Annotated in this window: 20 protein-coding genes and 3 tRNA genes; 10 read left to right on the top strand and 13 right to left on the bottom strand. The window is 32.9% G+C overall.

Translation table 11 applies throughout. The features are described 5' to 3' along the window. Nucleotides 1-49 precede the first annotated feature (49 nt). Nucleotides 50-1,555, top strand: coding sequence for a histidine ammonia-lyase (gene hutH, locus ACQY6M_RS01475; protein WP_428742918.1), 1,506 nt, complete (start codon nt 50-52; stop codon nt 1,553-1,555). 249 nt (nt 1,556-1,804) lie between these two features. On the opposite strand, the gene ACQY6M_RS01470 is transcribed toward hutH, so the two are convergent. The 3 genes from ACQY6M_RS01470 to ACQY6M_RS01460 form a co-directional block, all read right to left on the bottom strand. Further along, nucleotides 1,805-2,836: an AlbA family DNA-binding domain-containing protein gene (locus ACQY6M_RS01470; RefSeq protein WP_428742917.1), complete on the bottom strand. Its 1,032-nt coding sequence runs from the start codon at nt 2,834-2,836 to the stop codon at nt 1,805-1,807. 197 nt (nt 2,837-3,033) lie between these two features. Beyond that, a complete protein-coding gene (locus ACQY6M_RS01465) occupies nt 3,034-4,071 on the bottom strand; it encodes a methyltransferase (RefSeq protein ID WP_428742916.1) in 1,038 nt (345 codons plus the stop codon). Nucleotides 4,072-4,211: 140 nt separating this feature from the next. Continuing rightward, nucleotides 4,212-6,770: an ATP-dependent Clp protease ATP-binding subunit gene (locus tag ACQY6M_RS01460; RefSeq protein ID WP_428742915.1), complete on the bottom strand. Its 2,559-nt coding sequence runs from the start codon at nt 6,768-6,770 to the stop codon at nt 4,212-4,214. A 308-nt stretch (nt 6,771-7,078) separates the two neighbouring features. Between ACQY6M_RS01460 and gyrA the strand changes: the two genes are divergently transcribed. Beyond that, the gene (gyrA, locus tag ACQY6M_RS01455) at nt 7,079-9,580 is read left to right on the top strand and encodes a DNA gyrase subunit A (RefSeq protein ID WP_428742914.1); all 2,502 of its coding nucleotides are present in this window, start codon (nt 7,079-7,081) and stop codon (nt 9,578-9,580) included. Between the two features lie 17 nt (nt 9,581-9,597). Further along, nucleotides 9,598-10,833, top strand: coding sequence for a tetratricopeptide repeat protein (locus tag ACQY6M_RS01450; protein WP_428742913.1), 1,236 nt, complete (start codon nt 9,598-9,600; stop codon nt 10,831-10,833). Nucleotides 10,834-10,907: 74 nt separating this feature from the next. On the opposite strand, the gene ACQY6M_RS01445 is transcribed toward ACQY6M_RS01450, so the two are convergent. After that, a complete protein-coding gene (locus ACQY6M_RS01445) occupies nt 10,908-11,681 on the bottom strand; it encodes an NlpC/P60 family protein (protein ID WP_428742912.1) in 774 nt (257 codons plus the stop codon). A gap of 20 nt (nt 11,682-11,701) precedes the next feature. Then, entirely contained in the window at nt 11,702-12,877 is a 1,176-nt protein-coding gene (locus ACQY6M_RS01440) for an acetyl-CoA C-acyltransferase (RefSeq protein WP_428742911.1), read from the bottom strand. A 162-nt stretch (nt 12,878-13,039) separates the two neighbouring features. On the opposite strand from ACQY6M_RS01440, the gene ACQY6M_RS01435 reads away from it, so the two are divergent. The 6 genes from ACQY6M_RS01435 to ACQY6M_RS01410 all read left to right on the top strand — a co-directional run bounded on the left by ACQY6M_RS01435 (nt 13,040) and on the right by ACQY6M_RS01410 (nt 17,039). Then, nucleotides 13,040-15,082 (top strand): HD family phosphohydrolase, encoded by a 2,043-nt coding sequence (locus tag ACQY6M_RS01435; protein ID WP_428742910.1) that lies wholly within the window; start codon nt 13,040-13,042, stop codon nt 15,080-15,082. 91 nt (nt 15,083-15,173) lie between these two features. Beyond that, nucleotides 15,174-15,255, top strand: a tRNA-Ser gene (locus tag ACQY6M_RS01430). Nucleotides 15,256-15,278: 23 nt separating this feature from the next. Next, nucleotides 15,279-15,353: transfer RNA gene (locus tag ACQY6M_RS01425), tRNA-Pro, on the top strand. Between the two features lie 8 nt (nt 15,354-15,361). Beyond that, nucleotides 15,362-15,435, top strand: a tRNA-Arg gene (locus ACQY6M_RS01420). 328 nt (nt 15,436-15,763) lie between these two features. After that, nucleotides 15,764-15,958 carry a cold-shock protein gene (locus ACQY6M_RS01415; protein ID WP_428742909.1) on the top strand — a complete coding sequence of 65 codons (195 nt, stop codon included), beginning with the start codon at nt 15,764-15,766 and terminating at the stop codon, nt 15,956-15,958. A 223-nt stretch (nt 15,959-16,181) separates the two neighbouring features. After that, nucleotides 16,182-17,039, top strand: coding sequence for a sigma-70 family RNA polymerase sigma factor (locus tag ACQY6M_RS01410; protein WP_428742908.1), 858 nt, complete (start codon nt 16,182-16,184; stop codon nt 17,037-17,039). A 669-nt stretch (nt 17,040-17,708) separates the two neighbouring features. Here the strand turns inward: ACQY6M_RS01410 and ACQY6M_RS01405 are convergent. Together ACQY6M_RS01405 and ACQY6M_RS01400 are read right to left on the bottom strand one after the other, a co-directional pair. Beyond that, nucleotides 17,709-17,984, bottom strand: a complete 276-nt coding sequence (locus tag ACQY6M_RS01405) for a hypothetical protein (protein WP_428742907.1) — start codon at nt 17,982-17,984, stop codon at nt 17,709-17,711. Nucleotides 17,985-18,151: 167 nt separating this feature from the next. After that, nucleotides 18,152-18,319 carry a hypothetical protein gene (locus ACQY6M_RS01400; RefSeq protein WP_428742906.1) on the bottom strand — a complete coding sequence of 56 codons (168 nt, stop codon included), beginning with the start codon at nt 18,317-18,319 and terminating at the stop codon, nt 18,152-18,154. A 268-nt stretch (nt 18,320-18,587) separates the two neighbouring features. Here ACQY6M_RS01400 and ACQY6M_RS01395 point away from each other — a divergent pair, with 268 nt between their 5' ends. Continuing rightward, nucleotides 18,588-19,496, top strand: coding sequence for an NAD(P)/FAD-dependent oxidoreductase (locus ACQY6M_RS01395; protein WP_428743001.1), 909 nt, complete (start codon nt 18,588-18,590; stop codon nt 19,494-19,496). Nucleotides 19,497-19,577: 81 nt separating this feature from the next. Here the strand turns inward: ACQY6M_RS01395 and ACQY6M_RS01390 are convergent, their stop codons facing one another. The 6 genes from ACQY6M_RS01390 to ACQY6M_RS01365 form a co-directional block, all read right to left on the bottom strand. Then, complete coding sequence (locus ACQY6M_RS01390) at nt 19,578-21,794, bottom strand: nitric-oxide reductase large subunit (RefSeq protein ID WP_428742905.1); 2,217 nt, start codon at nt 21,792-21,794, stop codon at nt 19,578-19,580. A gap of 2 nt (nt 21,795-21,796) precedes the next feature. After that, nucleotides 21,797-22,519: an iron-sulfur cluster repair di-iron protein gene (ric, locus tag ACQY6M_RS01385; protein WP_428742904.1), complete on the bottom strand. Its 723-nt coding sequence runs from the start codon at nt 22,517-22,519 to the stop codon at nt 21,797-21,799. Between the two features lie 66 nt (nt 22,520-22,585). Next, on the bottom strand, nt 22,586-23,026 hold the full coding sequence (locus tag ACQY6M_RS01380) for an RrF2 family transcriptional regulator (protein WP_428742903.1): 441 nt from the start codon (nt 23,024-23,026) through the stop codon (nt 22,586-22,588). A gap of 108 nt (nt 23,027-23,134) precedes the next feature. Continuing rightward, nucleotides 23,135-23,569, bottom strand: coding sequence for a DUF2147 domain-containing protein (locus ACQY6M_RS01375; RefSeq protein ID WP_428742902.1), 435 nt, complete (start codon nt 23,567-23,569; stop codon nt 23,135-23,137). Between the two features lie 44 nt (nt 23,570-23,613). Continuing rightward, nucleotides 23,614-24,141, bottom strand: a complete 528-nt coding sequence (locus ACQY6M_RS01370; RefSeq protein WP_428742901.1) for a KdsC family phosphatase — start codon at nt 24,139-24,141, stop codon at nt 23,614-23,616. Next, nucleotides 24,125-24,883 carry a Rossmann-like and DUF2520 domain-containing protein gene (locus tag ACQY6M_RS01365; protein ID WP_428742900.1) on the bottom strand — a complete coding sequence of 253 codons (759 nt, stop codon included), beginning with the start codon at nt 24,881-24,883 and terminating at the stop codon, nt 24,125-24,127. Before ACQY6M_RS01365 ends, ACQY6M_RS01370 begins: the two co-directional genes overlap by 17 nt. Nucleotides 24,884-24,926 lie beyond the last annotated feature (43 nt).

The following is a 24,926-nucleotide window of genomic DNA, read 5'->3' as shown; positions in this document are numbered from 1 at the left end:
TGAAATTATATCTTTTTTTAGGTTCTTTGTACACCTTAAAAATAATAAAATGAATACTACACATATAATAAGTTCACAACCAGTAGGTTTGGAGGATATTCATAGTATTTTGTTACTAGATAAAAAACTTTCATTATCAGATGAATCAAGAAAAAAGATAGAAAAATGTCGTGCATATCTTGATGAAAAAATGAAAACTCATAGCGACCCAATTTATGGAATTAATACAGGATTTGGTTCGCTATGTAATGTGAAGATTAGCGGAGAAAATTTACAACAGCTGCAAGAGAACTTAGTAATGAGTCACGCGTGTGGTACAGGTGATGAAGTACCAAGTGAAATTGTAAAGTTAATGTTGTTGTTAAAAATTCAATCGTTAAGCTATGGACATTCTGGTGTGCAATTAGCAACAGTTGAACGTTTGATTGATTTTTACAATAACGATATTCTTCCTGTTGTTTATACGCAGGGGTCATTAGGAGCTTCAGGAGATTTAGCACCGTTAGCGCATTTATCGTTACCATTAATAGGTTTAGGAGAAGTACATGTAGAAGGAGAGCGAATTTCAGGCGAAGCGTTGTTAGCGAAGTTTGGATGGGAGAAAATCAATTTACAATCTAAAGAGGGGTTAGCATTGTTAAATGGAACTCAATTTATGAGTGCTTATGGAGTACATAATTTATTAAAAGCCTATAAATTATCATACTTGGCAGATGTAATAGGTTCAGTTTCTTTAGAAGCTTTTGATGGAAGAATAGAACCTTTTAATGAGTTGATTCATTTAGTACGTCCACACAACGGACAACTAGCTACTGCAAAACGTATTTCTGAATTACTAGACGGTAGCGAATTGATTCAACAACTAAAAGAACACGTACAAGATCCGTATTCATTTAGATGTATGCCACAAGTTCACGGAGCAACGAAAGACACCTTAGAATTTGTGAAGAAAACATTTGTTACAGAAATTAATTCGGTAACCGATAACCCGAATGTGTTTGTTAATGAAGATATTATTGTTTCTGGTGGGAATTTCCATGGGCAACCTTTAGCCTTAGCGTTAGATTATTTAGCAATTGCTGTTGCTGAGTTAGGGAATATCTCAGAAAGAAGAACCTATCAGTTAGTCTCTGGATTACGAGGATTGCCAGCCTTTTTGGTTTCTAACCCAGGATTGAATAGTGGATTTATGATTCCACAGTATACAGCAGCAAGTATTGTAAGTGCCAATAAGCAATTCTGTACACCATCGAGTATTGATTCTATTGTGTCGAGTAACGGACAAGAAGATCATGTAAGTATGGGAGCAAATGCAGCTGTAAAAGCTAAAAAAGTAATTGACAATGTGTGTTCGGTATTAGCTATTGAGTTAATGAATGCCTCACAAGGATTGTCTTTTAGGAAGCACAACACCTCTGAGTTCTTAGCTTCTTTTGTGGGAATGTTTAGACAAGATGTACCTTTAGTAAACGACGATAGAGTATTGCATAACGATATTAAAAATGCAGAAAGCTTTATTAATAACTTAACTGTTGAAGTAGAAGAGTTGTTTTAAGAAACAATGAAATTATATCAAAAACTCCAGCTGTAAATAACAGCTGGAGTTTTTTGTGTTTTAACGTTTTGTATATGAAATGTAGCGTGTAAAAAGATGTTAACTTTACGGAAGAGTACAGATACGAATTTTTATATTTTGTTTTTAACTTGTAATTCTTAAAAGCCAAGTTTAAAAAATTTGGGGTCTTTATTAATAAGTACTAACCATACATTTTGGCTCTTATTAGCTATGTGTTGTTATACTGCATTACCTCTTTAGGATATTCTCTAATTGATTTTCTCTCGTTGAGCCTATTTCTCTTTGGCGTTCCGACATTAGTTTATTTTCACTCAAACTCTTAATAATGCCTACTGGATTATTTGCTGCGATACTAGCACTAAAATCCAATTTGTATTCTGAAAGTTTGAGTGGCGATTTTCTTCCTCCAAAAGTTAAAATCAAATCCATTTCGTAATTGTGCTCATCCGCTAACGTGTCCATATTAAATATAATTTTCTGAGTATTTCTATCTGGTGCGCCAAAATGTAAAATCTCGTTTAAATTTTTATGAACATACATATGACCTTCATAAATATAATTATTACTTGTGTTTGGGTTTAAACTTCCAGCAAAAATACCTTGACCGCACATCAGACGATAGGTTAAATTATGAGCGTTTTGTAATTCAGAAAAATTGAACACCAGTATTGCAATATCCAAATAACATTTTCCATCTGGTAGAGTACCGAACTTATTGAAATTAATGTATGCCTCTATGTTGGGGTAGCTAATTTTTTTGAAAAGAGCTTCTACTAAATAATGCGGTGCAGGTTTGGTTTGTCCATCAAGTCGTGCCCAATATGTATTTTTAAATTGATGAGGACTATATGTGCTTATTTGAGTTTCAAATATATATAAATAACTTCCGTCTTTTTCCAGTATTTGAACATTTATATTAATAGGAAGTGGTGTGATTGAATCAGATACTTTACTTATTAGGGCATCTTTTTCTTTAAATTCAGTTACTGGTGATAAGTCACCTTTAAAAATAATTCTTTCATCAACTTTTTGACCTAGTGGTGCACCCCAGATCAAAATGCCTCCATTTGAATTTAGAAATGCACAAATTCCACGAATCACTCCTTCTAAATTTTTATTAAAATTCCCAAAGTCTGGGTGAAAAGCTTTAAATTCAATCTTATCTGATTCCTCTTTTTCTTCGATAAAAAAATCAGTTATATCTTGAAATGTTAAATAATCTAAGTCTTTTCCAAAGTATTGTTGAGAGTAGTTTGTCATAAAGCACTATAACTAGTTTATATACCTAATAAAATTACTATGACATTACTTGTTTGAAAGTATATGTGGTATTTCAGCAATTTTATTCTTTATTCAATTTTTGAGAACTAAATATAACAAAAAACCTAAGCACTTGCTTAGGTTTTCATTCTCAGTGTTTTTATTCTGTTTTAGTATATGACTCTTTAGTTTTAAAATTATTTAATAGCAATGATGGCACTTGCAGGACCCGTTAAATGCATCATTCTAGTATTACTAAAACCAACCTCTTTTGCCCATTCGTTAAAATCTGAGAGTGTAAAATCGTAACCTTCATCTGTTTCAATAAGCATATTTAGTGACATCATTAAACCAAAAGCATTTTTGTTTCTGTCATCATCAATAATGTTTTCAATAATAATGAGTGCTCCTTCTTTAGGTAGGGCGTTGTAGGCTTTTTTTATAAGCATCAATTTATCTTTTGTACCCCAATCGTGTAAAATGTTTCCCATAGTAATGACATCTGCTTTGGGTAGTTCGTCGGTAAAGAAATCACCTGAACGAATTTCTATTCGGTCGTTTAAACCATGGTGTTTAACATTTTCTTTGGCTATGGGTTCTACTTCGGGAAGGTCAAAAGAAATACATTTTATGTGTGGGTTATTCTTTGCGATATGTATGGATAAATCTGCTCCAGAACCACCAACATCACATAGGGTATTGTATTTAGAAAAATCAAAATCGCGAGCTAATTTCATAAAATTTCCAGCCTGAACACCAGACATTCCGTGTATAAATTCTCTGAGTCTATTTTCATCTGTATAAAGAACTTCAAATAGTGGTTTACCTCCATTTTTTGCCTCATTTTGCGGTTTTCCTGTTGTTAAAGCTTCTTCTAAGTTGTTCCAAAAAGGGTACAATCTGTTATTAGACATTTCCAATATACCTCCCATATAACTTGGCTTGTTCTTATCTAAAAATACGTTGGAGTCTTCAGAATTACTATAGGTAGCATTCTCTTTTAATCCAGTACGATTTAAAAAGCCCAAAGCAACCAGTGTGTCAAGAAAGTCGAAAAGAGATCTGTCGTGAAGTTTGAGTTTTTCTTGAATTTCTTTTCCTGATAGTTTTCCGTTGGCTAAATGTGTGAACAACCCCATTTTAACAGCAGTTAATAAGGTTTTGGAAGCCCAAAATCCCATTCCCACTTCCATAATTCTTGAAGGAGTAATTTGATTTTCATTAGTTGAGTTCATAGTTTAGTTGTTATAGTTAATAATTAATCTTTTTAGTAATATATAAGTTCAATTATTAGGGATAAATGAAACTGTTTTATGAGCAGGGGAAAATCAAGGGTAAAAAAAATCCCAAGCGTTATGTACTTGGGATTTTTATTTTATTTGTCTTCGTCTATTTCTGTTCTAGACTCTTTAGGTTTTTCACCTTTTTCTATTTTGATGAGTAGTTTTTGGTCTTTCTCATCTAAATCCATAAAAATGGTATCACCTTCATTCAATTTAGAGCTCACAATTTCTTCTGCTAAAGCATCTTCAATGTATTTTTGAATAGCTCTTTTTAAAGGTCTTGCTCCATATTGTTTATCAAAGCCTTTGTCAGCAATGTAATCTTTAGCTTTTTCGCTTAAGGTTAATTTATATCCTAAATCTTCAATACGGTTTAATAATTTGTCTAACTCGATATCGATAATTTTGTGAATGTCTTCACGATCTAATGAATTGAAAACAATAACATCGTCGATACGATTTAAGAATTCAGGAGCAAATGATTTCTTTAACGCATTTTCAATAATGCTTTTTGCATTGGCGTCTTCTTGCTCTTTTTTAGAAGAGGTACCAAAACCAACACCACTACCAAAGTCTTTTAATTTACGAACTCCAATGTTTGAAGTCATAATGATTACGGTGTTTCTGAAATCAATTTTTCGACCTAAACTATCAGTAATATGTCCGTCATCTAATACTTGAAGCAGCATGTTAAATACATCTGGATGCGCTTTTTCAATCTCATCTAACAAAATAACAGAGTAAGGCTTACGACGTACTTTTTCTGTTAACTGACCGCCTTCTTCGTAACCAACGTATCCTGGAGGCGCTCCAATTAAACGAGAAATAGCAAATTTTTCCATGTACTCACTCATGTCAATTCTAATTAAAGAATCGTCAGAATCAAACAACTCACGTGCTAAAACTTTTGCTAACTGTGTTTTACCAACCCCTGTAGAACCTAAGAAGATGAATGATCCAATCGGTTTGTTAGGATCTTTTAATCCTACACGGTTTCTTTGAATTGCTTTAACTACTTTGGTAACGGCTTCTTCTTGGCCAATTACTTTGCCTTTAATTAATTGAGGTAATTCTGCTAAACGACTGCTTTCGGCTTCAGCAACACGATTTACAGGAATACCAGTCATCATTGAAACTACTTCAGCTACATTATCTTCAGTAACAGTTTCACGATGTAGTTTAGAGTCTTCCTCCCATTGATGTTGGGCAGATTCTAAAGCTGTTTCAATATTCTTTTCATCATCTCTCAGCTTTGCAGCTTCCTCATATTTTTGACCGCTAACCGCTTTGGTTTTGCGTTCGCGAATTTCTTCAAGCTTTTCTTCAAGCTCTAAAATTTGTTGTGGTACTACAATATTGGTTATATGAATACGCGAGCCCGCTTCATCTAAAGCGTCAATAGCTTTGTCTGGTAAGAAACGGTCCGTCATGTATCGGTTGGTTAATTTTACACAGGCTTCAATAGCTTCATCTGTAAAAATTACATTGTGATGTGTTTCATATTTTCCTTTGATATTGTGTAAAATCTGTATGGTTTCTTCAACAGTAGTAGGGTCTACAATTACCTTTTGAAAACGACGCTCTAACGCACCGTCTTTTTCAATATTGGTTCTGTATTCATCTAAGGTTGTAGCTCCAATACATTGAATTTCTCCTCTTGCTAAAGCTGGTTTTAGCATATTTGAAGCGTCTAAAGAACCAGTAGCTCCACCTGCACCAACAATGGTGTGAATTTCATCAATGAATAAGATAATATCATCATTTTTTTCAAGCTCGTTCATTAACGCTTTCATACGTTCTTCGAACTGACCACGATATTTTGTTCCAGCTACTAAGCTTGCTAAGTCTAAAGAAACGATACGTTTGTCGAATAAAATTCTAGAAACTTTTCTATTAACAATACGTAAAGCCAATCCTTCTGCAATAGCTGATTTACCAACACCCGGTTCACCTATTAGCATAGGGTTGTTCTTTTTACGACGACTTAAGATTTGAGAGACACGTTCAATTTCCTTGATGCGACCTACAACAGGATCTAATTTTCCAGCAATAGCCAAAGCTGTTAAATCGCGACCAAAATTATCTAAAACTGGAGTTTTAGATTTTTTTACTTGTTTTCCTTTTTGTGGCTGTTGTCCATAAGGATTTTTTTCGTCAGCAAAATCATCTTCAGAAGGAGTTTCATCTACTGGAGAAATATAGGTGTCATCATCAACATGTAGCTCTTTGTATAAGCTTTTTGCTTGCTCATAATCTACATCATACTTTTGAAGTAACTTCGTTGTAGGGTCGTTTTCGTTACGTAAAATACATAACAATAAATGAGCAGTGTCAATAGCATTGCTCTGATATAACTTAGCTTCTAAAAACGTCGTTTTTATAGCTTTTTCTGCTTGTCTAGTAAGGTGTAAACTCTTTCGTTGTGAGTTTGCTATAGATGGAGTTGTAGGATTTAATTTTTCTAATTTATTACGAACTAAATCTAAGTCTACATCAAAAGTAGTTAATATTTCGATGGCTTTTCCGTCTCCTTTCTTTATCAAACCTAACAATAGATGCTCTGTTCCAATAAAGTCGTGTCCTAATCGTAAGGCCTCTTCTTTACTGAAAGTAATTACATCTCTAACCTGTGGTGAAAAATTATCGTCCATAAATTTATTTTCTGTCTTTGTAAATTTAGTAAGTTTTTTTCTTAAAAATTACAAAAAAGGTGCCAATAGTTTTTAACTGACAATCTGACCCGTAAAACAGAGTGGTTTTAATGTTTAAAATTATGTAAAATTGTTAATAAGTATCTTAAAAGAATGGGGATATTTTTTGTGTAAAACTGAGGGTTGTAGTATCTTGCAATGTTTTAGAAAATGCGACAATGTAAAAGGCATTTTAAAAAGTGAGTTTTATCGAGTGTAAAATTCACTTTTTTGACGAAAATAAATACTAATATTTTAAAAGAAAATATATGGCAGATGGCGAAAAGTTGATCCCTATCAACATTGAAGAGCAAATGAAGTCAGCATACATCGATTATTCAATGTCGGTGATAGTATCCAGAGCATTACCAGATGTAAGAGATGGTTTAAAACCAGTGCATAGAAGAGTGTTATTTGGTATGCATGAGTTAGGAATTAAAGCTACTGGAGCATATAAAAAATCTGCAAGAGTTGTAGGAGAGGTGTTAGGTAAGTACCACCCTCACGGAGATACTTCGGTATACGATTCTATGGTGCGTATGGCACAAGACTGGAGTGTACGTTACATGATGGTTGATGGACAAGGGAACTTTGGTTCAGTTGATGGTGATAGTCCTGCGGCAATGCGTTATACCGAGGTGCGTATGCAAAAAATATCAGAAGAAATGTTATCTGATATAGAGAAAGAAACTGTTGATCATAAGTTAAACTTCGACGATACTTTACAAGAACCAACCGTTTTACCAACTCGTATTCCTAATTTATTAGTGAACGGAGCTTCAGGTATTGCAGTAGGTATGGCAACCAACATGGCACCGCATAACTTAACAGAAGTTATAAATGGTACGATTGCTTATATTGACAACAGAGATATTGAAATTGATGAGTTAATGCAACACATCAAAGCTCCAGATTTTCCAACAGGAGGTATCATTTATGGATATGATGGTGTAAGAGAAGCTTTTCATACAGGACGTGGTCGTATTGTAATGCGAGCTAAGGCAACGATTGAAGAAGTGAAAGGTCGTGAGTGCATCGTTGTAACTGAGATTCCTTACCAAGTTAACAAAGCAGAAATGATTAAGAAAACTGCTGACTTGGTAAACGATAAAAAATTAGAAGGTATTGCGAGTATTCGTGATGAGTCTGACCGTAAAGGGATGCGTGTTGTGTACGTGTTAAAGCGTGATGCAATTCCTAATATTGTATTGAACAAGTTGTTTAAATATACGCAGTTACAAACATCGTTTAGTGTAAATAATATTGCGTTAGTTAAAGGGCGTCCAGAGCAATTAAACTTAAAGCAGTTAATTCACTATTTTGTAGAGCACAGACACGAAGTAATTGTTCGTAGAACAGAGTTTGAATTAAAGAAAGCGGAGGCTCGTGCACATATTTTAGAAGGATTGATTATTGCATCTGATAATATTGATGAAGTAATTGCAATTATTAGAGGTTCTTCAAATGCAGATGAAGCTCGTGAGAAATTAATGGAACGTTTTGAATTGACAGAAATTCAAGCACGTGCTATTGTTGAAATGCGTTTGCGTCAGTTAACAGGACTAGAACAAGATAAGTTACGTGCTGAGTATGATGAAATTATCAAGACTATTGCTGATTTAAAAGATATTTTAGCAAACGAGCCAAGACGTTACGAGATTATCAAAGAAGAGTTGAATCATGTGAAAGAAAAGTACGGAGACGAGCGTCGTTCAGTAATTGAATATGCAGGAGGAGATATGCGTATTGAAGATATGATTCCGGATTCTAAAGTGGTAGTTACTATTTCACATGCGGGTTATGTGAAACGTACTAATTTAGATGAGTATAAAGTTCAGAATAGAGGAGGACGTGGACAAAAAGGAGCTACAACTCGTAATGAAGATTTCTTAGAGCACTTATTTGTAGGTACAAACCACCAGTACATGTTATTCTTTACACAAAAAGGAAAAGTATTCTGGATGCGTGTGTATGAAGTTCCTGAAGGAGGAAAGAATACTAAAGGTAGAGCTATTCAGAATTTAATTAATATTGAACAAGACGATAAGGTTAAAGCTTTCTTAGTTACAGGTGATTTAAAAGATGAAGATTATATCAACAATCACTACGTTATTATGGCTACAAAACAAGGTCAAGTTAAGAAAACACCTTTAGAGCAATATTCTCGTCCAAGAGCTAATGGTATCAATGCAATTACTATTAAAGAAGGAGATGAGTTGTTAGAAGCTAAATTAACGACAGGAGATAGCCAAGTAATGTTAGCGTTACAATCAGGGAAAGCGATTCGTTTTGAAGAAGAGAAAACACGTCCAATGGGTAGAACGGCTTCTGGTGTTCGTGGTATTACTTTAGCACATGATAAAGATGAGGTAATTGGTATGGTTGCGGTTAATGACTTGGAAAGTGATATCTTAGTGGTTTCTGAAAAAGGATATGGAAAACGTTCTAAATTAGATGATTATCGAATCACCAACCGTGGAGGTAAAGGAGTGAAAACATTGAATATTTCAGAAAAAACAGGTAATTTAGTCGCAATTAAGAATGTTGATGACTCAAATGACTTGATGATTATTAATAAATCTGGGTTAACTATTCGTATGGCTGTAGAGGATTTACGTGTTATGGGACGAGCAACTCAAGGAGTTAAGTTAATCAATATTAAAGATAGCGACGATATTGCTGCAGTGGCAAAAGTTATGCATGAAAAAGATGAAGAAGAAAATGGCATGGAAATTGAAAATGAAACAAACGAAAGTCAAGAACAACAATAAATAAATCATAACTAAAAATGAAAAATCAAATTTTAGCCCTTTCTTTAGGATTAATGTCGTTAGGGGCAGTGGCTCAGAAATCAGAACTAAAAGATGCTGAAAAAGCAATAAAAAAACAAGATTTTACTACGGCATTAAATACCCTTAAATCTATTGAGGGGTCTTTAATGATGAATGGTGAAGATAAGTATAAGTCTAAGTTTTATTTTTTAAAAGGTAAAGCTTTAGCAGCAAAAAAAGATTATAAAGGAGCAGCTGAATCTTTCAACGCGTTATTAGCAATGAAAGAAGGTAAGTATGCAGGAGAAGCTCAGCCTATCTTAAATCAAATGATTCAAGAAGTATCAAATAAGGCGGTTGATTTATATAATAATAAAAAAGATTATAAAGGAGCGGCTGAAAGTTTTTATTTAACGTATGTGTTAAGTCCAAGAGATACGTCTTTTGCTTATAATGCTGCTGTTTCAGCTACACAAGCTCAAGATTACGATAAAGCAGTTGAGTACTACAAAGAGTTACAGAGAATCGGATATACTGGTATAGAAACTCAATATTTAGCAACGAACAAAGCTACGGGTAAGGTTGAAGATTTGGGATCAAAACAACAAAGAGATTTAATGGTAAAGTCAGGGAGTTATGTAAAACCTGAAACGAAAGCATCAGAATCAAAAACAGCTACCATAGTTAAAAATGTAGCTTTAATATTAAAAGAACAAGGAAAAACAGATGAGGCTATTGAAGCTTTAGCTGAAGCAAGAAAGGCAAATCCAAAAGATTTAAACTTATTACTTAATGAAGCAGATATGTATGTGAAGTTAGGGAAAATGGATAAGTTTGGTGAATTAATGAATGAAGCTATTGCTTTAGATCCAAGTAATCCTACATTATTCTACAACCTAGGAGTTGTTAACTTTAACCAAGGTAGAATGGAAGATGCTAAGAAGTATTACGAAAAGGCGGTTGAATTAAAACCAGATTATGCTGATGCTTATATGAACCTAGCTGTAGTAGTTTTAGATCAAGAGAAGGCAATTGTTGAGGAAATGAACAAAAACTTAAATAACTTTAAAAAGTATGATGAGTTAGCTGCTAAACAAAAAGAAGTATACAAACAAGCGTTACCATTTTTAGAAAAAGCGGATGGTTTGAAAAGATCTGTTGATACTGTAAAAACTTTAATGAACTTATATGAAGTTTTAGAGATGAGTGATAAAGCATCTGAATACAGAGAATTATACAAATCAATGAAATAATTTTATTGATTAATCAATAAAAAAACCGAAACTAATTAGTTTCGGTTTTTTTTGTGTTATGTTTTAAAGGATTTTTATTCTATTAATCTTTTAATAACTCTTAGCTTATGTGTATGTTGGTGGGTGTCTACATTATAGATACCGCTGTGATCTAATTTATCTATACGAACTTTTCCATGTGCGTGGATAATGTTGTAATCGTTCATTATAATTCCAACATGAGTGATGACACCTTCCTCATTATCAAAAAAAGCTAGGTCTCCTGGTTCACTCTCTTCTATAAAACTTAAAACTTCACCTTGAGTAGCTTGTTGTTTCGCGTCACGTAAAAGATGATATCCGCATAGTTTATATACTGTTTGTGTAAAACCTGAACAGTCGATTCCAAAAGGAGATTTACCTCCCCATAGGTATGGTACATTTAAAAATAAAAAAGCCGTTTCTACTATAGAAGACTTGGTTAATTTACTGTTGCATACTTTACCTTCATAAGAAAAAGAAGTATCATTAATGCTGATTGTATTGTTTTTAAACAAAGGGAGACGAGCTCCCAAAGGAATTGTTGTTAGATTACTGTTATTGTCAGTAATAAAATCAATCAATTCACCAGCATAATGCTTTTTTTCTTTTGATAAAAGCGTATGTATTTCTTCTGAAATTTCTTCGTATTGTTTGTTGTCGATATATCCTTCATAGTCATCAAAATCTAAACGAATTTTACTCCATTTTTTTGATTTTTCTATAACTTCAAAGTGTTCACCAAAAAGAATCTGATTTACCATTTCTGAAGCATCAGAAGGTTCTAATCGGAGAGGAACAATACTTAAATTACAAATTCCAAAGGACATTTAAAAAACAGGGCTTTAAATTAAATTCTTTCAATTACCATTGCACTAGCACCACCACCACCGTTACATATAGCAGCAGCACCAATTTTAGCGTTGTTTTGTTTTAAAATTGAAGTTAAAGCGATAATAATTCTAGCTCCTGAAACTCCTAATGGATGTCCTAAAGATACAGCTCCACCATTTACATTTACTTTATCAGCTGATAATCCTAAGATTTTCATATTAGCTAATCCTACTACCGAAAATGCTTCATTTAATTCAAAATAATCAACATCTTCAATAGCAACACCAGCTTTTGCTAAGGCTTTTGGTAAAGCTTTAGCAGGGGCAGTTGTAAACCATTTTGGTTCGTGAGCAGCATCAGCATACCCTCTAATTTTAGCTAAAGGAGTTAAACCTAATTCAGCAGCTTTTTCAGCAGACATTAACACCAAAGCAGCTCCACCATCATTAATAGTTGAAGCGTTGGCAGCAGTTACTGTTCCTTCTTTTGTAAATGCAGGACGTAAAGCAGGTATTTTATCCATTTTTACGTTCTTGTATTCTTCATCTTCAGAAAAAATGATAGGCTCTCCACGACGTTGAGGTATTTCTACAGGAACTACTTCATCAGCATATTTACCTTCACTCCAAGCTTTAGCTGAACGGTTATATGATTCAACAGCAAAAGCATCTTGATCTTCTCTAGAAAATTCATATTCTACAGCACATTCGTCAGCACATACCCCCATAGCTACTTGCTCGTAAGCGTCTACTAATCCGTCTTTCTGCATTCCGTCTTCCATTTTGATAGGACCGAATTTACTACCTGTTCTAGCGTGTTGGTAATGAGGAATCATACTCATGTTTTCCATACCACCAGCTACAACAATTTCAGCATCACCTAAAGCAATGGTTTGCGCAGCTAACATGATAGCTTTCATTCCTGAAGAGCAAACTTTGTTTACAGTAGTACAAGGTACAGTGTTAGGAATTCCTGCATAAATAGCAGCTTGACGAGCTGGTGCTTGACCCAAACCTGCCGAAACTACATTTCCCATAAAAACTTCTTCAACCATTTCTGGTTTTAAGTTAATTTTATCTAAGGCTCCTTTAATAGCTACAGCACCTAATTTTGGTGCAGGTGTAGTTGATAAAGTTCCTAAAAAACTACCAATAGGAGTTCTAGCTACTGATACTATTACTACTTCTTTCATGTGCTTATATTGTTAATTTTATTCTCTACCCATAAACCTTTACTAAGCAGGTTTATTGTATCGAATATGTTGTGTTAAGATTTGTTTTGCGAAAATAACCATTTTATAATAAGTACTCAAATAATAGAGAAAGGTTATATTTACATTTTATAAACATCAAAAATGAACGATTTAATCAATAGGTTATACAAAAACAATACGATAATTTACAAAGTGCTATTGTTTTTAATAACAGTGATAGCTATTGTGTATTTATTTCCGAAAGGAGGACAGTTTAAATATGATTTTCCGTTAGGAAAACCTTGGCAGTATGATAATTTATATGCTCCTTTTGATTTTGCTATTCAAAAGACTTCAGAAGAGATTGAAGCAGAGAGGAAGGAACTTGAACAAAGTTCTAAAAAATACTTTGTGGTTGATACCGATATAAAAAATGAAGTACTGAGTTCTTTTTCAAGAGATATAAATTCTTTAGACTCGTTATCAACTTATACCATAAGAGATTTAATTAAAGAAGGAGAAAGTATAATTGATAAAATATATACGTATGGTTTTTTGGATGATGCTAGTAATAATAAAGCGAATAGGGGAGATGTGGTGGTTTTAAGAAAAGGAAATTCGATAGATGATGTTCCATTTTCTAAATTGATACAGTCGAAAGATATTTTAAAATTTTTACGAACCAATACAGAAGAGCTTCAATATAACAAAAGAAGAATATTAGTAAACTACCTATCAAGTAATTTAAAACCAAACGTAACGTACGATTATAAGTATAGTGACAAAGAATTAAATGAACGTTTAAAAAGTATCTCATATGCTAAAGGAAAGGTGTCAAAAGGAGAATTAATCATTTTAAAGGGAGATATTGTTGAAGGCAGAAAGTATAATGTTTTAAAATCGTACGAAGTAGCATCGAGTTCTCAAATCTGGACAAAATCAAACTATAGTTGGATAGTATTTGGTTATACCATTTTAGTGGCATTTGCCTTGTTGATGTTATTACTCTTTTTAGAAAAATACAGACTAGAGATATTCAATGATAATAATAAAGTAACGTTTATTTTCTTTAATGTTTTTATGATGATTTTGGTGCAAACCATGGTAGTAAAATACAATTCAGATTATTTGTATGTTGTTCCGCTAAGTATTTTACCAATTGTTTTAAAAGCTTTTTTTGATGCACGATTAGGTTTATTTACGCATGTACTTACAGTGTTATTATTAGGGTTTATAGTGCCTAATAGTTTTGAGTTTATTTATCTGCATATTATTGCGGGAATTGTAACAATCCTAACAGTTTCAGAACTCTATAAACGCGCGAGCTTGTTTATGTCGATAGGGCAAATCACGTTGATTTATATGCTTACTTATTTTGCATTTTCTATTTTAAAAGAAGGAAATGCTGATAAAATAAATTGGATGTATTTCGGATTGTTTGCTGCAAATGGATTGTTATCATTTTTAGCCGTATTCTTTATTTATTTTTACGAAAAACTATTCGGATTGGTTTCTGATGTCACATTGTTAGAGTTGTCGAATACAAACTCTAAGTTGTTGAGAGATTTAAATGAAAAAGCTCCAGGGACTTTTCAGCATTCTATGCAAGTGGCAAATTTAGCAGAAGCTGCAGCGAATGAAATAGGGGCAAACTCTATGTTAGTGCGTACAGGAGCCTTGTATCATGATATAGGAAAAATGGTGAACCCGATGTACTTTACCGAAAATCAATCGACAGGAGTGAATCCGCATAACGATTTGTTGCCTGTAGATAGTGCTCGTATTATTTTAGATCATGTTATAAACGGAATAGAAATAGCTAAAAAGAATAAGTTGCCAGATAGGATTATCGATTTTATTCGAACGCATCATGGAACAAGTGTTACGTATTATTTTTACAAAATGGAGTTAGAGAATAATCCTGATGTTGATATTAAGAGGTTTCAATACCAAGGACCTATTCCTTTTTCTAAAGAAACTGCTATTTTAATGATGTGTGATGCTGCAGAGGCGGCTTCTAAGAGCTTGAAAAATCCAACAGCACAATCTATAGATCAGCTAATAGATAAGATCATTGACAAGCAAAAAAACGATAATCAGTTCATAAATTCAGATATTACATTTAGAGAAATAGAAAAAATAAAAAAAATTATAAAGAATAAGTTAATGAATATCTATCACTTACGTATTGAGTATCCAGAATAGTGAATTTTTTTCGAAAAAAAGTTTGTAGAAACGTATATATAGTTATACATTTGCACTCGCAATTTTTAATTCACGTTTCGACAAGAATTAAGGAGAGGTGGCAGAGTGGTAATGCAGCAGCCTGCTAAGCTGTCATCCTTCGGGATGCCCGGGTTCGAATCCCGGTCTCTCCGCAAAAAATTGTAGATGACCCAATCGGGGTGTAGCGTAGCCCGGTCATCGCGCCTGCTTTGGGAGCAGGAGGTCGCAGGTTCGAATCCTGCCACCCCGACAAACAAAGGTCGCGTAGCTCAGCTGGATAGAGCATCTGCCTTCTAAGCAGACGGTCACAGGTTCGAATCCTGTCGCGATCACATAAAGCCTTACTAGAAATAGTAAGGCTTTTTTGTTTTTTAGGTGATAGTTTATTGTAACTTGTAGTTGGGATAATTAAATAAAACCGACTTAATTAATAGTATATCAGAATTAAAGGTTTACCTTTACAATGTTCGAGTTGAACAACCTTGATGATTTTAGGGTACTACAATGAAATAATTTTCTGAGTTTTCCTCTTTATTTTTATTCCATAATTACTTTATCTTTTTTAAGTGTTTAGAAATAAGCATGTTGGTGTTTCATATTTAAAGAAGTTACTAATGGTTCTTCTTTAACAAATTATTATAATTATTAAATAACACAAAAATGCAAGAAGGTACAGTAAAATTTTTCAATGATTCGAAAGGATTCGGATTTATAACTTCATCAGAAACAGGACAAGATATCTTTGTTCATAATTCAGGATTAATAGATAATATTAATGAAGGAAATAAGGTCAAGTATGACACAGAAAGAGGAAAAAAGGGAATGAACGCTGTTAATGTTGAAGTAATAAGATAAAATCTTATAACAATATTTAAAGAATCTCAAAAGACGTTTGGAGTTTCTTTTTCATAGCAATTTCCCACTCAACTTTTGAGTGGGTTTTTTATAAAAAAATCTAATACTAATATTTTTAATCTAAAACAGAAGAATTATTTCTTAAGAAATAACTCAATAAACTTCTTTTATATACTAAGTTAATAAAAACAGCTTCATATATAAGATTTTAAAAACGTTAAATATGAGGCAGTTAAAAATAATACAACAGGTAACAAATAGAGAAGCAAAGTCTTTAGATAAGTACTTGCAAGATATTGGTAAGATAGGGTTGATAACTGCTGAAGAAGAAGTAGAATTAGCTCAAAAAATTAAATCTGGTGATACAAGAGCATTAGAGTTACTAGTTAGTGCAAATCTAAGGTTTGTTGTTTCAGTAGCAAAACAATATCAAAATCACGGGTTAAATCTTCCAGACCTTATAAATGAAGGCAATATAGGATTGGTAAAAGCAGCTCAACGTTTTGATGAAACAAGAGGGTTTAAATTTATCTCTTATGCAGTATGGTGGATTCGCCAATCAATACTACAAGCTCTAGCAGAGCAATCTAGAATAGTAAGACTTCCTTTAAATAAGATTGGTAACATTAATAAGATTAATAAAGCTGTAGCCCGTTTAGAACAAGGAGTAGAAAGAAAACCATCAGTGGAAGAAATTGCTACAGAACTAGAAATGACTATTACAGATGTTAAAGACTCTATAAGTATATCTGGAAGGCATGTTTCAATGGATGCTCCTTTAATTGAAGGTGAGAATTCTAATTTATATGATGTTTATAGTGCAGGAGAATTGCCAAATCCTGATAAAGGATTATTACTAGAATCTTTACAAATAGAAATACATAGAGCTTTAGATACTTTATCACCTAGAGAAGCTACTGTTATAAGACTGTTTTATGGGTTGGAGGAGAATGATCCCATGAGTTTAACAGAAATAGGAGAAGAGATTGATCTAACTAGGGAAAGAGTAAGGCAAATAAAAGAAAAGGCTATTAGGAGATTAAAGTTTAGATCAGATGCTTTAAAAGTATATTTAGGATAAAAGAAATAAAAGAATTAGAGGAAGAGATAGATTTAGTAATAAGCTCTCCTCCTTATTTAAATTTTAGAGATTATACAGATAGTATAAATATTAGTAATGCTGTCACAGATTTGAATTCTATCGCAATCAGATAAAACCTTACTAGAAATAGTAAGGCTTTATGTTTTTTTTTAAATATTTCTTTTTGCTATGTTATAAATAAAAAGCGAACAGAAGTCCGCTTTTAAAATTTAACAAAGTTCTAGTTTGCAATCTAAAAAGCAAGCATTAAACTCTTCTTTGGTTTGAAAATTTTGAGATCTGCAATAATTAAAGCATTCCGTGCAAATAGCAAATGAACCGCCATGAATATGTTTTTGATCTTTTTTGTGTAAGATTATACCTAAAGTTGAAATATTTTTTAACATAATAAGTTGTTTTTTAGTTTTTTAAAAATAGAACCTAAGTGTATTTTAAGTTTTTAAAAAACCATAAAATAAGTAAGGATTTTCCTTAGTTTTATTAAGATAGCCTGTTTTGTTTTAATAGGTTATGTTAACCTAAAATGATATTGTACTATAAATAAAAGCGAACCGAAGTTCGCTTTCTGAAATCTAAAAAGGGTTTATTGGCAATCAGAGAAGAAAGCATTAAACCCTTTTAGAAGTGGGGGACTATTGTGTAATTGTATTAATAAGATCTATAAGCACGTTTATTTTCTAACCAAGAGTTCACACTCCCTAATTCACGAGCTTGATAAAAATTAGTTTCTCGTAAAATACAATCGTTAGAGGCTTTAGTATCTATTTTGATTAATCGATATAAAATTAGTTTTATAAGAGACTCCCTTACTTCTTCATAGGTAGCTCCGTTATTTTTATTTGTGTTAATTACCTCTTGAATAAAGTTTTCTATTCTGTTGAACTTGTTATCTGATAACAAGGCTTTAAAAACAATCTCTTCCATAATTTACATTTTAGATACCACAAAATTATCTGTTAATACGATGAATAAAAAGGTGAAGTATGAAGAAATACATGTGGATTTCCGTAATGTAATAGTTAACTTGTAAGAAGGTATTAAATAAAGTGTAAGTAAAAAAAAAGCGAACAAAAGTTCGCTTAAAAAGATTTTTAACAATAAATGTTAAATGGATCAACTAAACAGCAATGATTGTGCTCTTCTGCTGACATATCTCTACCGCATTTTGAATCGTCGTCTTCACGATAAGTACCACCTTTAATGTTTTTTTGCTCTTTTTTGTCCAGAGCAAAGCCTAAATTTGAAATGTTCTTTAACATAATTTGAATTTATAATTTCTCAAATTTAAAGTATTGAATTTGTTAAGTTGTTTGATAAAACCGTAAAAAAAGTAAGGTAAAGACATAAAATATTTTCATTGTTTATTGCGACTTTGTTGCGTAATTGAAAATTATGAAATATGTTTGCTTTGTTGTTTTGCGACAATGTCGCGTTTAAATAAAAACATTTTTAAAAGGAAAAATAAAATAAGCAGCTTGTAATAATTTTAAAATGTAATTGCGCTGTTTTAAACAATTGAATTATATGATGATAGCCAAGAAAAATTTCGACGTAATAATTATAGGAGGTAGTTATGCTGGACTTTCAGCAGCCATGGCATTAGGCCGTTCGTTGAGAAATGTTTTGATAATCGATGGAGGTTCGCCTTGCAATAAGCAAACACCAAATTCTCATAATTTTATTACGCATGATGGATCCAAACCTGATGAAATATCCAGAAAAGCGAAAGAGCAAGTTTTAAAGTACGGTACAGTACAATTTCTGGAAGATTTTGCAGTAACAGGAAAAAGAGTAGAAAATAAATTTTTTATAACTACCCAATCGGGAAAGAAGTTTACCTCCAAAAAAATAATTTTTGCAACCGGGATAAAAGATATAATGCCTGAAATAAAAGGTTTTTCTGCTGCTTGGGGTATTTCAGTTATCCATTGTCCATATTGTCATGGATATGAGTTTAAAGGACAGAAGACAGGTATTCTATCTAACGGAGATAGTGCTTTTCATTTAGCTTCGTTAGTTAACAATCTTACAGACGGTTTAAGTATCTTAACTAATGGAAAGGCTACTTTTAGTAGTGAACAATTAGCTAAAATTGAAAAGAACAATATAAATATTATAGAGTCTAAGGTTTTAGAAGTTGAGCATACTAATGGAAAGCTAGAGAATGTAGTTTTTGAAAATGGAGAAAAGATATCATTTTCAGCTGTTTATGCAACATTACCTTTTCAACAACACTCACAGATTCCTGTTTCATTGGGTTGTGAATTGACGGAAGATGGGTATATTAAAGTAGACTTCGCTCAAAAAACATCGGTAGAAGGTGTGTTTGCTTGTGGTGATAATGTAACGATGATGAGGTCAGTGAGTAATGCTGTATATGCAGGAAATGTAGCAGGAGCAGTTGTGAATATGGAGCTTGTCCAAGAAGAGTTTTAAATAAATTCTAAGTTATTGATATAATAAAACCCTGTGCAGATACTATCTGCACAGGGTTTTTAGTAAAATAAAGAGGAGTTATTATTTTTGTTTTATTGCTTTGATGGTAGTTTTTACCACAAACCAACAGAAAAATACAATACCTACAGAGAAAACAATATCACCAACCATTCGCATCCACTTTAAGGTTTGTACCGTTGGATTGTATAGTAATTCAGGGTCTCTAGCAAAAGAATAGCCTTTAGTAATTGAGGTGTATGCTTGAATGATACCTACTGGTAGCAAGCTTAAAACAACCATTAGTATCAATCCACCATTTAAAAACCAAAACGCATTTTTCACGAGTTTTTCGTTCCATGAAATGTTTGAATACAGGCGTAAACAAATTAAAATAAAGCCCATACCTAACATTCCGTATACTCCAAACAAGGCAGTGTGCGCATGTACTGCGGTTGTATTTAACCCTTGAATATAGTATAGAGCAATCGGTGGATTAATCAAGAATCCGAAAACACCAGCCCCTACCATGTTCCAAAAAGCTACTGCGATAAAGAAGAAGATAGGCCACTTGTAACGTTGAATCCAGGTATTCTTTTTCAATAAATTCCAATTTTCTCTAATTTCAAATCCCATTAAGGTAAGTGGTACCACCTCTAGAGCGCTAAAGGTAGCTCCTAAAGCAATGGCTTGTACAGGAGTTCCTGAATAATACAAGTGGTGTAAGGTACCAATGATACCTCCCGCTAAGAAAATAGTTGCTGAAGCAATAGCTGTTTTTCCTGCTGTTTTGGTTGAAATAATTTTCATTCGTGAGAAGATGTAGGCGATGATTACCGTAGCAAATACCTCAAAGAATCCTTCTACCCATAAGTGTACGAGCCACCATCTCCAATAATTAATAACAGGTAGTGAGCTGTTTTCACCGTACATCAATCCAGAGAAAAAGAACATGCCAATAGCAACCACGGCTATTAATAGGATAGAAAGTAAATGTTTAGAATCGTCTTTTTTACGGATGCCATATAACACGTGTCTACCTACCATAACTACCCATAAAATTAAACCGATGCCCAAGAAAATTTGCCAGAATCTTCCTAAATCCATGTATTCATACCCTTGGTGACCAAAGAAGAAATTGGTGGTTAAGTCTAAAAACTGATGTACACCTAACCATTCTCCTAACATTGATCCTAAGACAATAACTAATAAGGCAATGAATAAGAAGTTAATGCCAAAGACTTGATACTTCATTTCTTTACCACTAATAATAGGTGCTAAGAATAAACCGGTAGCTAGCCAAGTGGCAGCAATCCAGAAAACAGCAAGTTGGGTGTGCCATGTCCTAGAAACCGAATAGGGAAGCAATTTTGATAAATTAAACCCGAAAAAGGCTTGCCCTTCTACTGTGTAGTGTACCGTAATAATTCCTAAAACTACCTGTAGTACAATTAACAGAGAAATGACTAAAAAGTACTTCAATACAGCTTTTTGTGACCTGAATAATTTCAAATCAAGTAATGGATCTGTTCCAGGATTGGTAACAGCTTCTCCTTTTTCATGATTTCGAATATAATAGTAGGTCAATATTCCAATGAATAGGAGCAATAAGATAATTGAGAACCCTGACCAAATTTGTGAATCTGGGGTAATTGTATTGTTAATTAAGGGTTCATGAGGCCAGTTTGAAGTATAGGTGTATTCTTGACTAGGTCTTTGTGTACTTGCAGCCCAAGATGTCCAGAATAAGAAAGCGTTCAGTTTGCTTAGTTTTTCAGTATCAGTTAAAGCTCCTTCAGGAATAGCATATTTTTCATGCCCTTTTGAAAAGATATTTGCATAGTAGATAGAGTTTGCTTCAATAGCTTCTTTTCGTTCTTTTGAAATCGTTATTGATTCATCCTTAGGATTAAAAGTATTAGTCCTAATATCTTTTACCAAACGAGCTTTTAAAGCGGCTTTATTTTCTTCATCTAGAGTTTCGTAATCAATATTAAAGTCTTTTTTTGCCCAATAGTTTAATAAATAAACAGCTTCTTTATGAATCCAATCCGCTGTCCAGTCTGGAGCTACATAACTTCCGTGTCCCCAGATAGAACCCACTTCCATTCCTCCAATTGACTCCCATACATTTTGTCCATCTTGAATGTCTTTTTTTGTATAAATAATTTCATTATTTCCCTTAATTTTTACTGTTTCAGGTATAGGGGGTTGGGTTTGGTAAATTTCTGTACCTACCCATATCAATGCAATAAATGATAGCACCACTACTGCAATAAATCCAGTCCAAATTTTTCTCATTATTAATTATTTAATTGATTTTCTAATTTGATTGCTTTTTTAAATAAGATGTTGTTTTCTAAATGAATGTGTTTGTGTAAGTCTTCTTCAAACTCCTGTAGCATAGCTAAAGCAACTTTGTAAGTGTTACATGCATCTGCAGGAGGAGTATAGTTGTTGGTCAATTTTGCAATGGTTCTAAACCTGTTTCCTTCATTATCGTGCTCATCATGCATCATGTTGATAGGATTTTCTATTGTGCCAAATGGAGGAGGAGCAAGAGTAGTATTGCTGTTACTAGCTGTAACCAATTTTTTAATAAAAGGAAATAAGATGAGTTCTTCTTTTTTCATATGTGTGGTGAGTTCACCCGCACTTTCTTTAAAAAGTTGTAAAACTTCGTGTAGCTCAGGGTGATTATTGCCATGAACCTTGGCAATTTTAGTAAGATATTCTAGAATCTCAGGAATTTGTTTTTCTACATAAGTATGATGATTTTGGTAGATATAATCGCATAAAAAATCTAACGACCAGTTTTGGTAATCGTTATTTGACTTAGAGCCTCTGTCTATGCGGATAAGTTTGTTTATCAAAGTCTCAGGGACAATGTTTTTTTTCGTAGAAACTTCCTGAATAGTTCTGTTACCATTGCAACAAAAGTCTATACCATAAAGCTTGAAAATTGTAGCTGTTTTATAGTTATTCGCAACTATATCTGCCACTACTGAGTTGTTATTTATTTCCATTTTGTTTCAGTTTATATTTTATAAATAATAAAAAGACCTTTTTGTCTTTTATTGTTGTAAATTTTTTTATTCCCGTTTTAGCCAAAAAGTATTTTTCTTGTCATTAGTATATAGTACATCATGTAGCGTGTTTCCTTCTAACATTTTTCTTAAGTTATCTCTTATTTCTACAAATTTAAAGTGAAGAGGACAGGGAGAGGTATCGTCACATTGTTTTAAACCCAAGCCACAACCTGTATAAATACTATCACCATCTAATACACGAACGACATCACTTAATCGAATCATTTTTAGGTTTGCTTTGGCTATTACAAACCCTCCATATGGTCCTTTAATCGAATCAATGATATTGTTTTTAGTTAAAATTTGTAATATTTTTCCTGTGAAAGCCTCAGGAGAGTTTATGGCAGCGGCAATGGTTTTTACCCCAACTTTATTTCCTAAGCTAGATTGTTCTGCAACAAAAATGGTTGCTCTTAAACCGTATTCACAAGATTTGGAAAACATATATTTAATTTATGTTACAAAGATATTAATTTCTTTTATAAAAGATATATTTGTCTTTTATTTTTTTATAAAAAAAGCACCATTAAAAATGATGCTTTAAATAGTATCTTAAGATTTAGTTTTTCGATGCCAGTATGCTGTTCTACCAAATGCTGAAAACCCAATATAACCTCTAATCTTTAGTTTATTTTTGCCATCTAATTTTATATAGCACTTATATTCTTTACCATTTTTAGGATCTAAAATTTTCCCACCGCTCCATTCATCACCATCCTTTGATAAGCCGGTTAAGATATTCATACCTAAAATAGGGTTGTTTTTAAGTTTCCCACTGCATTTATCGCAAACAGCTTCTTGACGATTTTTATCAGTAATTTCTACAATTTTAGCATAGGCTTTTCCTTCTTTTTCATATACTTCAATTACTGAATCTACTTTATTGGTTTCTTCATCACGGTTTTCCCATTTACCAAAAATAGATTGAGCGTTTACTGAAAAGCTGATGGTCGTAAGTACTAAAGTAAAAAGTATTCTTTTAATCATAGTTATAAGTTTTTATGTGTTATTATTTACAAGAACTGTTCCAATTAATCGTATTGTGCATCAAAGTTGCTATCCCATTTTCCTTGCACACGTAAAACCTGTTCTATAATGTCGCGTGCGCAGCCATTACCACCAGTTTTATCAGAAACATACTTTGAAATTTGTTGTATTTCACGAGCGGCATCATTAGGACAAGCAGGCATACCTACAAGTTTCATTACAGGAAGATCAGGTATATCGTCCCCCATGTACACTACATTCTCAGGATTTAAGTTGTATTTTTTTACTAATTCGTTGAATTGTTGAATTTTGTCGTGAGCTCCTAAATAGATATCGGTAACCCCTAAGTTTTCTAAACGAGTACGAACTCCTTCGTTTTTACCTCCAGAGATAATGCACACTTTAAAACCAGCTTTAACAGCAGTTTTTAAAGCATAGCCATCTTTAATATTCATTTGACGTACCAATTGTCCGTCAGGAAAAACAGTTACGATTCCGTTAGTTAGTACACCATCTACATCAAAAATAAACGTATCTATTTGAGGTAAATATTCTTTATAGCTTTTTTCCATTCTGTTGGATTGATTTTGTAATGAGTTTATAAATTTCTTGTTGTTCAGTATTGAGTAATGCTAAGTGGTTTTGAATGGTTTTTTGATCATTCCTCTTAGCAGGACCTGTTTGTGCAGCTTCAGGACTCAGTGTTGTTATTTTTTCTGCAGTTTCTTGTATTAAAGGTTGTAGTACTTCAAACGGAACTTGGTATTCGTTGCAAATATCAGCACCAATCTTATACATATGATTCGTAAAGTTGTTTACAAAAACTGCGGCAACGTGTAATCGTTTTCGTTGTTCTGAATTGATATGATATATCTTTTTTCCGATGGATTTAGCTAAGGTTTCTAATAGCTGTAAATCACTATCATTTTCGGCTTCTAAACAAAAAGGAATTTCATCAAAATTCACTTTTTTATCTTTTGAAAAACTTTGTAAAAGATAGAAAACACCTTTGCGACCTTTGGTTTGAATCGATTGCATTTCTACACTCCCCGAAGTATGAACTATTAAACTGTTTGGGTGATTAATTTTGCTTGAAACACTTCCAATAGCATCATCAGAAACCGCTATAATATATACATCGGCTTCTTTTAAAAGCTCTGTGCTATTTGTTATAGAAGTAATTGCTTTTAAATGCTCAATTTGCTCAATATTTCTAGCATAAACCTGTACCAAAGATACATCGTTTGTTTTACTAAAAGCATTGGCTAAATGTGTGGCTACATTACCGCCTCCTATAATGACAATCTTAATCATAGCACGAAGATATTGAATTTAATTAAAATTATTTTCGCATATT

This window comes from Tenacibaculum sp. (genome assembly GCF_050290165.1).
GTDB lineage: Bacteria > Bacteroidota > Bacteroidia > Flavobacteriales > Flavobacteriaceae > Polaribacter.
The sequence above is the reverse complement of the archived record's forward strand: the minus strand, read 5'-3'. Positions and strand labels throughout refer to the sequence as shown.